Genomic DNA, 12,778 nt, shown 5'->3' with positions numbered 1-12,778 from the left:
ACGAGGCGCCCATACTGGGCACCCGGGAGGACGCACCACGACCCGTGACGGCACAGGACGCGGCCCCCCGGCACCGGCCGGGCGCAGTCCCGGCGCCGCCCGGAGCCCGAGGAGCACGACGATCGACACCGCGCCCCGCCCCACGCCGTCCCCGCGCCCGGCCGGCAGCGGTCTCGCGCGCCTCGCCGCCCGCACCCCCGCGGGGGTGCGGGACGTCGCCCGCCGATCCGGCGCCACCGACCTGCTCCGGGAGGCGGTCCGCCGCTCGTACCCGCTGCGCCGCCGGCTGTGGCGCGTGCGGGAGCGGCTGCGGACGCGGCTGCTCGGCGCGCGCCCCGCCCCGGTGGTCCGGCGCCGGCGCGTCGACCGACCCCTGCCGCCGGAGCTCCGCGCGACCCTGGCGGCCGCCCGCGCCGTCCTCACCGAGCACGGCGACCTCACCGGGGCGGCGACCGTCCTCGCCGACGTCACGTACGCCGACGTCCGGGACAACCGGCCCGCCGAGGCCCTCCTCGCGCACGTGCGGGGCCTGCACGGGCTGCGCCCGGAGGCCGTCCCGGTGCCGCCGCGCCAGCACGCCGCGCTGTACTCCCCGCGCCGCGACGCCGTCGTCTACGTCGCGTACTCCGCGCCGCCGCACCTCAGCAACGGCTACGCCCAGCGCACCGGCGGGCTCACGAGCGCCCTCGCCGGGCTCGGGCGGGACGTCCGCGTCGTCACGCGGCCCGGCTTCCCGTGGGACGAGGTCGAGGGCGTGGGGCGGGCGGAGCGCCGCGTCGTGCCGCTCGACGGCGCCACCCTCGTCCTCACCCCCGGCGCCGACCGGCAGCGGGACCAGTTCCTCGAGTACCTCGCCGTCAGCGCCGACCTCGTGGCACGCGAGGCCCGGGCGCACCGCGCCGGCGTCGTGCACGCGGCGTCCAACTACACGACGGGCCTCGCCGGCCTCATCGCCGCGCGCCGGCTCGGTGTGCCGTTCGTCTACGAGGTCCGCGGCCTGTGGGAGGTGACGGGCGCGTCGGCGAACCCCGGCTACGCCGACAGCGAGATGTTCCGCCTCCAGCGGGACCTCGAGGCGCTGTGCGCCCGCGAGGCCGACCACGTCCTCGCGATCACCGAGCAGGTGAAGGACGAGCTCGTCCGCCGCGGCGTCGACGCGGATCGGATCTCGCTCGCCCCCAACAGCGTCGACGTCGACGACTACGCCCCGCTCGACCGGGTCGACCTCGGCCCGACCGGGGTCGACCTGCCCCCGGGTGTGCCGGTCGTCGGCTACGCGGGCAGCTTCGTCCAGTACGAGGGCCTCGACGTGCTGCTCGACGCCGTGGCGCTCCTGCGTGAGCGGGGCGTGCCCCTCCACCTGCTCCTCGTCGGCGACGGCAAGGAGGGCCCGCGGCTGCGGGAGCGGACCGCCGCGCTCGGGCTGCAGGGTCACGTGACGTTCACCGGCCGCGTCGACCACGTCCAGGCGCGCCGGCTCATGCACCTGTTCGACGTCGTCGCGGTGCCCCGCCGCTCGCTCGCCGTCACCGAGCTCGTGTCCGCGCTCAAGCCGCTCGAGGCGCTCGCGACGGCCCGCCCGCTCGTCGTGACGTCCGTCGCGCCGCACGTCGTCTACACGCAGGACGGCACGACGGGCAGCCTCGCGGCTCCCGACGACGCCGGCTCGCTCGCCGACGCGCTCGAGCCGTACCTGCGCGACGGGACGCTGCGGGCGGAGACCGGCCGGCGGGGCCGGGCGTGGGTCGTCGAGCACCGCTCGTGGCAGAGCACCGCGGCGCGGGTCGCGGCGGTCCACGACGCGCTCGTCACCGTCGGCACCGGTGCACAGCCGGGTCGACCGCTCGCGGACCTGCGGGTCGGGCTCGTCGCCGACCGCTTCACCACCGACACCTTCGGCGCGGAGGTGCAGCCGGTCCGCCTCGTGCCCGGCGACACCGGCGACGTGCTCGACGGCCTCGACCTGCTGCTCGTCGAGTCGGCGTGGGAGGGCAACGGCGGCGCGTGGACGAAGCTCGTCGGCTGCTACGAGGACACCGGCCTCGACCGGCTCGCCGAGCTCGTCGAGGCGTGCCGGGAGCGGGGTGTCCCCACGGTGTTCTGGAACAAGGAGGACCCCGTCCACTACCGGCGCTTCGCGCCGGCCGCCGCCCTGTTCGACCACGTCCTCACCACCGACGCGACGATGATCCGTCGGTACATGCGCGAGCCGGGCACCCTCAACCGGACGGTGTCGTCGCTGCCGTTCGCCGCGCAGCCGCTCCTCCACCGGCCCGTCGCCACGCAGCCGCTCGACTCCTTCGTCGCGTACGCCGGCACGTACTACGGCGACCGCTACCCCGACCGGTCGGCCGAGCTCGACGACCTCCTCGACGCCGCCGCCGAGGTCGGGCTCACGGTCTACGACCGGCAGCTGCTGCACCCCGACAGCCCGTACCACTTCCCCGAGCGCTTCTCGGGCGCCGTGCGGGGCGGGCTGCCGTACGACGCGATGGTCGAGGCGTACCGGCACCACCCCGTCCACCTCAACGTCAACTCCGTCACCGACTCCCCCACGATGTTCAGCCGCCGGGTCGTCGAGATCGCCGCGAGCGGCGCGGCGGTGCTGAGCGGGCGAGGCCGCGGGGTCGTCGAGACCCTCGGCGACGACTTCCCCGTCGTCGCCGACCGGACCGAGGCCGCCGCGGTCCTGCATCGCTGGCACGACGAGCCGCACGAGCGGCTCGTCGACGCCCTCGCGATGTTCCGCGCCGTCCACCGCGCGCACCTCGTGGGCCACCGCCTCGCCCACGTCGCCCGGACGGTCGGCCTCGCCGTCGAGGGGCCGGCGGCCCCGCCGTGCACCCTCGTCGTCGACCGGGTCGACACCGCGGTCGTCGAGGCCGTGCTCCGGCAGACGGTGCACCCGACCGCGCTCGCCACACCCGCGCCCGACCCGACGGTGGCGCAGGTCGCGGCGATGTCGGGGATCCGGCTGGTCGCCCCCGACGAGGCCCCGGCCGACGCCGCCCGGCTCGAGGCCGGCGCCGACGACGTCCTCACCTGGCCGGAGACGCTCGTGGAGGACGTCCTCCACGTCGCACGCGCCGTGGGTCGCGACGTCGTCGTCGACCGACGGCCCGTCACCCGCACGACGCCCCTCGTCGTCGACCCCGCCTCGCCCGCGGGCGAGGGCCTCGGCCTCGGTCCCGACGGGGCGGACGCCCTGGCCGCGCCCACCGGCCCGCGCCTGCTCGTCCCCGGCGACGAGCGGTCCCCCGTCGTGCTGCACCACGCCACGCCCGCCCCGCGCGACCGGCTCGAGGTGCGGCCCCGCCCGCACCGGGTGCTCGTCGCCGGCCACGACCTCAAGTTCGCGGAGCCGCTCCTCGCCCGCCTGCGCGCCGAGGGCCACGAGGTGCTCGAGGACCGCTGGCAGGGCCACAACCAGCACGACGCCGCCCGCAGCGAGGAGCTCCTCGGGCAGGCCGACGTCGTGCTGTGCGAGTGGCTGCTCGGCAACGCCGCCTGGTACAGCCGCCGGGTGCGGCCCGGGCAGCGGCTCGTCGGCCGGCTCCACGCGCAGGAGCTGCGCTCGAACCTCCTCGCGGCCGTGCGGCTCGACCGCTTCGACGACGTCATGTTCGTCGGCCCGCACGTGCGGGACGTCGTGACGCTGCGGCTCGGTCTCGACGCCGCCCGCACGAGCGTCGTGCCGAACTACGTCGACGTCGCCGCGCTCCGGCTCGACAAGACCCCGGAGGCGGCCCGCACGATCGGCTTCGTCGGCATGACGCCACGCGCGAAGCGGCTCGACCTCGCCCTCGACGTCGTCGCCGGGATCCGCGAGCGCGGCCACGACGTCGTCCTGCGGGTGCGGGGCAAGCGACCCGAGGACTACCCGTGGATGAAGGACCGGCCCGACGAGCTCGCCTGGTACGAGGGACAGCTCGCCCGCCTCACCGAGGACCCGCGGCTCGCGGGGGCGGTCCACCTCGACGGCTTCGGCGAGATGCCGCAGTGGTACCGGCAGGTCGGCTTCGTCCTGTCGACGAGCGACCACGAGTCCTTCCACCTCACGGTCGCCGACGGCGCCGCCAGTGGCGCCGTCCCGCTCCTGCTCGCGTGGCCCGGCGCGGACCGCGTGTACCCGCCGTCGTGGGTGTCGGCGTCCGTAGACGCGCTCGTCGACAGGGCCGTCGGGGTGCTCGAGGACGACACGGCGGCGGCGAGGGCGCGGGAGGGCTACCGTCGGACGGCTGCGCAGCTGTTCGACCCGGAGGAGACCATGACCGCGTTCTGCCGGAGCCTGTTCGGGCCCGAGGGCTGAGGCGGGCCCCGTGAAGGTCGCCGTCATCGGCTCGTGCGTGTCGCGGGACACGTTCGAGCACCGCCCGCACGCCCTCGACCTCGCCGGGTACTGGGCGCGGACGTCGTGGGTGTCGCAGGTGCGACCCCCGGTGAAGGCGGTGCCGAGCCTCGAGGCCCTGCGCCCGCTCGAGGGGTGGCGGGCGCGCATGGTGCAGTCCGACCTCGACAAGACCGTGCTCCAGCGCGCGGCCGCGACGGGACCGGACGTCCTCCTCGTCGACCTCATCGACGAGCGCTTCCGCCTCGCGCGGCTCGACGGCACGGTCGTCACGTACTCCACGCACCTCGCGGAGACGTCGCTGCGGAGCCGGCTCACCGCCACTCCCGGCGCGGACGTCGACTCCGACGAGCGCGTCGAGCTGTTCACCGACGCCGTGTCGCGGGCGGCGCCGCGGCTGCGGGCCCGGATGCCCGACGTGCGCGTCGTGGTCCACCGGGCGCTGTTCGCGACGCGGGCCGTGGGCGACGCCCGCTTCGACGACGAGGCCCTGGAGCGCGCGGAGCGGGTCAACGGCCGCCTCGCCGTCATGTACGACGCCCTCGCGACGGCCTTCGGCGGCGAGCAGTGGCAGGCGCCCGACGACGTCGTCGTCGCCGACCCCGACCACAAGTGGGGCCTCGACCACTACCACTACGTGGGCGGCTACTACGAGGCGCTCCTGCAGCACCTCGAAGCGATGTCCCTCGCGCGGAGCTGACGGGTCGGCGCGCGTCGGTTCACACCTGCCGCTGGCCGAACCACACGAGCTCGACGCGCCGCACGGCCGCGCGACCCCGGCCGCCGAGCAGCCGGCTCGTGGCGTAGCCGACCCGCACCAGGGCGCGGGCGAGGGGCACCGGCAGGTGGTGCGGCTCCCGCCCGCCGAGGTGGCGCAGGAGCGAGGCCGTGGTCCAGCCCTCGCCGGGCTGCAGCGCGACCGCCGGCGGGTCGTCGGCCGTCGCGAGCCCCACGACCCAGCGACCGAGGCCCTCGGCGCTCGTCACGGGTACGGGGTCGTCGCCGGCTCCGGCGACGCTCGACAGGGGCGAGCGCGCGAGCCGGGCGAGCTGCTCGGTCGTCCCCCGGCCCGTGCCCTGCACGCTGGTCGCCCGGGCGAGCACCACCCGCGACGCGACGTGGGCGCGTGCGAGCGCGACGACCCGCTCGCCGTCGGCCTTGGCCCGTGCGTAGGGCGTGCGCGGGTCGAGCACGTCGGAGGCGTCGAGGACGGCGCGCTCGCCCTGCACGGCGGCCGAGGACAGGTGGACGACCCGCGGCACCCCGGCCGCGCCGGCCGCGAGGACGACGACGCCCGGCAGCAGCGCGTCGGCGCCGGTGAGCTCCGGTGACGCGGGCGCGCCCGGGGTCGCGAGGCCCGCGGCGTTGACGACGACGTCGGCTCCCGCCACCTGCGGCGCGAGCGTCGCCGCGGGGCCGCGCGCGAGGGCGAGGAGGTCCTGCGGCGCCGACCCGACCGGGGCGACGAGCCGGGGCGCCGGCAGCGCCCGGGCGTCGTGCCCGGCGGCCCGGGCGGCGGCCAGCACCGCGGCGCCGACGAAGCCGCTGCCCCCGAGCACGACCCAGCCGCTCACGCCGACCGCTCCCCCGCGAGGGACCGGAGCAGGTCGCGGTAGCGGTCGGCGAGGACGGGGTCGTCCGCGTGCGCCGCCACCCAGCGGCGCGGCGCCTCCCCGACGACCAGCCGGGTGGGGTCGTCGTGCAGCGCCTGCCACAGCGCCGCGAGCGCCGCGGGGTCCTCGGGCGCGACGACGTCGGCGCCGCCGGCCGCCACGGCGACGTCGGCGGCCTCCCCCGCGACGACCGCGCTCACGTGCCGGCCGACGGCGAGCAGCTCGTAGAGCTTCGACGGCACGGTGGCGGTGAACGAGGGCCAGTCCCGCAGCGTGACGAGGGCCGTGTGGTGGGTGGCGAGGAGCGACCGCACCCCGTCCGGGTCCGTCGGCGGCAGGACGGTGACGGCCGCGGGGTCGGGCAGCCGGTCGCGCTCGGCGTGGACGAGCGGCAGCGCGGCGCCGTGCCCGACGACGGTCAGCGTCACCGTGCCGGGCGGGCACAGCCCGACGGCCCGCACGGCGAGGTGGACGGCCTGGCTCTCCCCCACCGTCCCGGCGTACAGGACCCGCAGCGGCTCGCCGGCGGCGGGCGGGTCGGGGCGCGGCAGCGGCGGGACGAGGGCGAGGTCGGTGCCGTTCGCGACGTGGACGGCCCGCCGGACGCCGCGCGCGGCGAGCCGGGCGGCGAAGCGCTCGCTGACGGCGACGACGGCGTCGGCGGAGCGCTGCAGCGCGGTCACGACGCGACGGACGACCCCGCGGACGGCGGCCGGGCCGGTGCCGGCGTCGTCGAGGAGGTCCGGCCACGCGTCGCGCATCTCGACGACGAGCCGGGCGCGGGCGAGCGTCGCGACGAGGCGGCCGGCGGCGAGCGTCGGCAGGCCCGGCACGGTCGCGACGACGACGTCGGGCCGTGACCGCACCGCGGGCGCCACCGACGCGAGCGCGACGCGCAGCTGGTCGAGCGCCCGTCGCCCCCGGGCCCCGTCGTACGGCAGGTAGCGCACGCGGACGACCGTCTCGCCGTGGCGGCCGACGCCGCGCCCCGGGCCCGGCGCGCCGGGCGCGGCCCGGCCGACGGGGTAGTGCGGAACGGTCGTGACGACCGTGACGTCGAGCCCGGCGGCGACCAGCCGCGGCACGAACGCCGCCCAGCGCCGTTGCGGCGCCCCGACCTCGGGCTCGTAGTAGTGGGTGAGCAGCGTGACGCGCACGGCGGCGGGCCCGACCCCTCAGCCGCGCCGGGCGCGGGCGACCGCGCCCCAGGGCGAGGGGTGACCGAGCCACGCGGGCAGCTTGACCCACGCCCAGCCGAGCAGGACGAGGGCGACGGCGCCGACGAGCCGCCACACGAGAGCGTCCTGCGCGACGAGCGTGGCGACGACCGCGGCGAGCGCCGTGGCCCCCGCGGCGGCGACCCCGACCTGGCGGTGGGACCAGCCGGCGTCGGTGAGGCGCTGGTAGGCGTGCGTGCGGTGCGGCAGGTACCACCGCTCCCCCGCGGCCATGCGCAGGACCAGGGTGTGCGCGGTGTCGGCGAGCCACACGACGAGCGGGGCCAGCGCCATCTCCAGCGGCAGGCCGGTGAGGAAGCCGGCGCCCGCGAGGAACGCGATCATCGCGCCGAGGCCGTAGGAGCCGACGTCGCCGAGGAACAGCCGGGCGGGCCCGCCCGAGAGCCCGTTGAACGGCAGGAACCCGAGCCCGACACCGGCGACGACGAGCCCCGCCGGCAGCAGCCACTCGGTGTCCGCCGGGCCGGTGGCGTCCGCGACCACGCCCATGACGGCGAAGGCGACGCCCGTGACGACGGCGTGGAGGCCCGTCACCGTGTTGAGGCCGTCCATGAAGTTGACGGCGTTGACGTACGCGGCGAGCGCGACGGCCGCGACCGGCACCCACACCCAGCTGACGCCGTCGAGCGCGACGACGAGCAGCCCCGCACCCGTGCCGACGAGGAGCTGGAGGACCGCGCGGAGCCCCGGCGGCAGGCCGCGGGCGTCGTCGACGAGGCCGATGAGGCCGGCGGCGACCCCGACCGCGGCGAGCGCCGGGACCCAGCCGCCCGCGAGGACCGGCACGGCCGGACCGAGGGCGAGCGCCGCCACCGCTGCCACCACGGCGCCGGCGAGCACGGCGAGCCCGCCGCCTCGCGGGGTCGGGACCGTGTGCGACGACCGGTCGCCGGGGGCGTCGAGGAGGTGGGCGCGGCGCAGCAGCCCCGGCAGCAGCGGGCACAGGGCGGCGGTGACGACGGCCGCGAGCAGGCCGAGACCGAGCGAGGGGACGAGCCCGCTCACGTCGCGCTGACCTCCAGCCCGGGCGAGCCCGCGGCACCGGGCAGGCCGTGCTCCGACACCGACCGAAGCGCGGCGACCACCTCCTCGCGGGGCCGGTGCGGGTCGAGCCCGGTCACCGTGCCGGGCGGCAGGGGGGGCACCGGCACGTGCGTGATGAGGGGGTGGGACCGGCGGGTCCCGACCTCCTCGGCGCCGATCAAGTCCTCGTGGAGCTTCTCGCCCGGCCGCAGCCCCGTCTCGACGACCTCGACCGTGGCGCCCGCGAGGTCGGCGATGCGGGCGGCGATCTCGGCGATGAGGACCGGCTCGCCCATGTCGAGGACGAGGCTCTCCCCGGCGCCGCCGATGGCCCCGCACTGGATGACGAGCTCGACCGCCTCGGGGACGGTCATGAAGTAGCGGGTGACGCGGCGGTCGGTGATGGTGACGGGCCCGCCGCGGGCGACCTGGTCGGCGAACGTGTGGAGCACGGAGCCGCGACTGCCGAGCACGTTGCCGAAGCGCACGCTCATGTAGCGGGAGCCGTCGCGGGCGAACTCGGCCGTGAGGCGCTCCGCGATCCGCTTCGACCACCCGAGGACGCTCGTGGGGTCGGCGGCCTTGTCGGTCGAGATGTTGATGAACCGCTCGACGCCGCTCTCCTTCGCCGCCCGCAGCACGTTGAGGGTGCCCCACACGTTGCTCTGCACGGCCTCGCCGGGGTGGGCCTCGACGAGCGGCAGGTGCTTGAGCGCGGCGGCGTGGAAGACGACGTCCGGACGGTGCTCGGCGAAGACCTCGCGGAGGCGGTCGGGGTCGCGGATGTCGGCGAGCACGAGGTTGCCGTCGTCGAGCAGGGCGTGCCCCTCGATGCTCAGCTGGACGGCGTGGAGCGCGGACTCGTCCCGCTCGAGCATGACGAGCGCCGCGGGGTGGAAGGCGTGGATCTGCCGGCACAGCTCGGAGCCGATGGACCCGCCCGCGCCGGTGACGAGGACCCGGCGGCCCGTCAGGTACATGGCGATCTCGTGGACGTCGGTGGAGATCTGGTGCCGGCCGAGGAGGTCCTCGACCGTGAGCGCGCGGATGTCGCCGAGCTCGATCTGGCTGCCGAGCATCCGCTCGGTCGACGGCACGCTCAGCAGCCGGAGGCCGGCCGCGCGGCTGGTGGCCGTGAGGTGGCGGACGTCGGCCGCGGAGGCGGTGCGGACCGCGAGCACGACGGTGGTGGCGCTCGTGCGCCGGGCGAGGTCCGCGAGCTGTGCCGTGGTGCCGAGCACGCGGACGCCCTCGATGCGGAGGTTCCGCTTGCCCGGGTCGTCGTCGATGAGCCCGACGGGCCGGAACGGGCTCGTCGGGTCCTTGAGCATCGCCCGGATCACCTGGTAGCCGCTCTCGCCCGCGCCCAGCACGAGGACGCGCTCGGTATCGCGGCCGGGCGCCGACTGGGCGTCGATGGCCCGCCGGCCGATCCAGCGCAGGCCCGCCATGCCGATGAGGGCGATGGCGGACGACACGACCGGCACCGACAGTGGGACGACGCGCGGCTGCGGACCGAGGACGGCGAAGGCGAGCCCGACGACCGAGGTCATGCCGACGACGACGGCGAGGACGCTGATCTCCTCGAACGAGCCGTACCGGTACTGCCCGCGGTAGACGACGGCGGTGCCGACCGCCAGCAGGGTGCCGACGACCGCGACGAGGTACCACGTGAGCCCGACCGGGTCGATCGTCGACGCGATCGTGAGGTCGAGGCGGGCCGTGATGGTGAGGAGCACCGACCCCACGAGGACGACGGCGTCGAGGACGGCCTTGGTCGGCCCGGTCCACCACCGCACGAACGTGCTGCCGCGGCGGACCTGCTGCTCGCTGGTCACTCCGCCCTCCTCACGACCGGCCACGATAGACCGGCGGGCTGCCCGGGCCGGTCAGGCGCGGGCGAGGGCGAGCAGCCCGAGCGCGCACAGGACGTAGTCCCGGTCGACGACGGGCACCGCGGCGTCGGGCACGTGCCACGCGCCGGCGTGGTCGTCGAGGACCGCCCCGAGCACGGCCCGCGCCCGTGCGGCGTCGCCGTGGCGCAGCACCCCGCCGGAGCCGACGAGGAGCTCGACGTCGCGCAGCGGCCGGCCCGGCCCGCCGGGCGCGCCGGGGCGCGCGTGCCGGCGGACGGCGGTGACGGCGGCGCCAGTGGCGACGGCGGTGTCGAGGTGCTCGCCGGCCGGGTCGACGGGCACGTGGTCCGGTCGCGCGGCGAGCGCCCCGACGGCGTCGACGACCGCGTCGTCCCGCAGGCGCGGCACGTCGAGCCGCTCCGTGGCGGCGGCGTCGAGGACGCCGGGCGCGGACCACCGCATGCCGAGGTCGCCCTCGACGGTCCGGGCCGCGCCCTCGGTGCCGGCGACGTCGTCGTCGGCCGCGTCGACCGCGGGCTGGGACAGCACGGAGTACACGTCCGTCGTCGCGCCGCCGACGTCGACGACGAGGACCCCGCCGGGGAAGCGGCGGGCGAGCTGCTCGACGCCGGCGAGGACGGCGTCCGGGGTGGCGGCGAGGACGAGCCGGTCGAAGCCCCGCCCGCGCGACAGCCGTTCACCGCCGATGACGTGCCGGAGGAACGCCTCCCGGACGGCGGCCCGAGCGGGTCCCGGCCGCAGGTCGCCGATGCGGGGCAGCACGTTGCCCACCCGGGTGACCCGCACGCCGGTCGCGGCGAGGGCCCCCTCGGCCTCGGGAGCGACGTCGGCGTTGCCGGCGAGCACGACGGGGAGCCCGGCGGCCGCGAGCGCCGGGGCGAGTGCGGTCGCGTTCGCGAGCAGCACCTCGCCGTCGCCGCCGTCGGTGCCTCCCGTGAGGACGACGACGTCCGGCCGTGCGGCGACGAGCGCCGCGACGTCGTCGGGCTGCAGCCGGCCCGACGCGAGGTGGACGACCCGGCCGCCGGCGGACACCGCGGCCCGGCGCGCGGCCTCGGCGGTGACCACGCGCTCGTAGCCGACGACCCCGAGCCGCAGCCCGCCCCCGGCGGAGGAGCAGACGAGCGGCTGGCCGAAGGCCACCGGGTGCGCGCCGACGGCGTGCCCGAGCTGCGCGACGACACCGGCGACGCCGTCCATGACGTCGGTGTCGAGGGTCGTGCGGTGCTGCGCGGTCGCGACGACGCCCGGGGACCGCAGCACGCCGTCGGCCGCGTCGAGCGTCGGCAGGAGCCGGTCCGGGCCGTGGCTACCGTCGCCGTCGCCGTCGCCGCCGCTGCCGTCGCCGACGTCCACGAGGAGGCCCTTCGTCCACGTCGAGCCGACGTCGACGCAGACCCGCAGGGACGTCACGTGGGGCGCGGGTCGCTCACGCCGACGCGGCGGCGAGCGCCGCGTCGAGGTCGGCGAGGAGGTCGTCGACGTCCTCGAGCCCGACCGACAGCCGGACGAGGTCGTCCGGCACCTCCAGCGGCGAGCCCGCGACGGAGGCGTGCGTCATGGCGCCCGGGTGCTCGATGAGCGACTCGATGCCACCGAGGCTCTCGGCGAGGGTGAAGACGCCCGTGGAGGCGCACGTCTTGAGGGCGGCGTCGCGGCCGCGGCGCAGCCGGAAGCTCACCATCCCGCCCGGCAGGCGCATCTGCCGCGCGGCGACGTCGTGGCCCGGGTGGCCGGGCAGGCCCGGGTACAGCACGTCGGACACCGCCGGGTGGTCGACGAGGAACTGCGCGACCTGTGCGGCGGAGGCGCTGTGCCGCTCCATCCGCACCGCGAGGGTCTTGAGGCCGCGCAGCGTGAGCCACGCGTCGAACGGCCCCGACACCGCGCCCATCGCGTTCTGGTGCCACGCGAGCCGGTCCGCGAGCGGCTCGCTCGTGTGCGGGTCGGTGACCGCCCCGGCGGCGCCGGCGGCGCGGACGACGAGGGCGCCGCCGACGACGTCGCTGTGCCCGCCGACGTACTTCGTCGTCGAGTGGACGACGACGTCGGCGCCGAGCTCGAGGGGGTTCTGCAGGTACGGCGTCGCGAAGGTGTTGTCGACGACGAGCAGCGCGCCCGCCTCGTGGGCGACCGCGGCGACGGCGGCGATGTCGGTGATCCCGAGCAGCGGGTTCGTCGGGGTCTCGACCCACACGAACCGGGTGCGGCCGGGCTGCACGGCGGCGCGGACGGCGTCGACGTCGCTGCTCGGCGCGGTGTCGAACGCGACGCCCCACGGCTCGGCGACGCGGGCGAAGAGCCGGTACGTGCCGCCGTAGGCGTCGCCGGGCAGCACGACGTGGTCCCCGGGCCGGGTGAGGGTGCGGACGACGGCGTCCTCCGCGGCGAGACCGGACGCGAAGGACAGGGCCCGGGTCGGCTCCTCCCCGGCCGTCTCGACCGCCGCGAACGCGCTCTCGAAGGCCGTGCGGGTGGGGTTGCCCGAGCGGCTGTACTCGTAGCCCACGCCGAGTCCGGTGCGCAGCCCGCCCACCCCGTCCTGGGCGTAGGTGGAGGTCTGGTAGATCGGCGGGATCACCGAGCCCGTCGCCGGGTCGGGCTCGGAGCCGACGTGGATCGCGCGGGTCGAGAAGCCGGGGGTCCTGCTCACCGGTGGAGCGTAACGACGCACAGGAG

8 protein-coding genes are annotated in these 12,778 nt (G+C 77.2%); 2 read left to right on the top strand and 6 right to left on the bottom strand.

The window, feature by feature from the left end; all coding sequences use genetic code 11:
* The first annotated feature begins 205 nt into the window (after nucleotides 1–205).
* Nucleotides 206–4,309: a glycosyltransferase gene (locus WAB14_RS00235; RefSeq protein ID WP_340266234.1), complete on the top strand. Its 4,104-nt coding sequence runs from the start codon at nucleotides 206–208 to the stop codon at nucleotides 4,307–4,309.
* Between the two features lie 10 nt (nucleotides 4,310–4,319).
* Nucleotides 4,320–5,048, top strand: a complete 729-nt coding sequence (locus tag WAB14_RS00230) for a DUF6270 domain-containing protein (RefSeq protein ID WP_340266232.1) — start codon at nucleotides 4,320–4,322, stop codon at nucleotides 5,046–5,048.
* A gap of 19 nt (nucleotides 5,049–5,067) precedes the next feature.
* Here the strand turns inward: WAB14_RS00230 and WAB14_RS00225 are convergent, their stop codons facing one another.
* The 6 genes from WAB14_RS00225 to WAB14_RS00200 are packed head-to-tail and all read right to left on the bottom strand — an operon-like array spanning nucleotide 5,068 to nucleotide 12,752.
* A complete protein-coding gene (locus WAB14_RS00225; RefSeq protein ID WP_340266230.1) occupies nucleotides 5,068–5,922 on the bottom strand; it encodes an NAD-dependent epimerase/dehydratase family protein in 855 nt (284 codons plus the stop codon).
* A complete protein-coding gene (locus WAB14_RS00220) occupies nucleotides 5,919–7,118 on the bottom strand; it encodes a glycosyltransferase (RefSeq protein ID WP_340266228.1) in 1,200 nt (399 codons plus the stop codon). The genes WAB14_RS00225 and WAB14_RS00220 overlap by 4 nt, the downstream gene beginning before the upstream one ends.
* Before the next feature lie 18 nt (nucleotides 7,119–7,136).
* Nucleotides 7,137–8,204, bottom strand: coding sequence for an MraY family glycosyltransferase (locus WAB14_RS00215; protein ID WP_340266226.1), 1,068 nt, complete (start codon nucleotides 8,202–8,204; stop codon nucleotides 7,137–7,139).
* A complete protein-coding gene (locus WAB14_RS00210; RefSeq protein ID WP_340266224.1) occupies nucleotides 8,201–10,060 on the bottom strand; it encodes a polysaccharide biosynthesis protein in 1,860 nt (619 codons plus the stop codon). Before WAB14_RS00210 ends, WAB14_RS00215 begins: the two co-directional genes overlap by 4 nt.
* A 51-nt stretch (nucleotides 10,061–10,111) precedes the next feature.
* Entirely contained in the window at nucleotides 10,112–11,512 is a 1,401-nt protein-coding gene (locus WAB14_RS00205; protein ID WP_340266222.1) for a glutamate mutase L, read from the bottom strand.
* Between the two features lie 16 nt (nucleotides 11,513–11,528).
* Entirely contained in the window at nucleotides 11,529–12,752 is a 1,224-nt protein-coding gene (locus WAB14_RS00200) for a cystathionine gamma-synthase (RefSeq protein ID WP_340266220.1), read from the bottom strand.
* Nucleotides 12,753–12,778: the final 26 nt, after the last annotated feature.

It is taken from the genome of Aquipuribacter nitratireducens (genome assembly GCF_037860835.1).
GTDB classification, from domain to species: Bacteria; Actinomycetota; Actinomycetes; order Actinomycetales; family JBBAYJ01; genus Aquipuribacter; species Aquipuribacter nitratireducens.
Note: the sequence above shows the minus strand (reverse complement) of the source record. Positions and strands in the feature narration are given on the sequence as shown.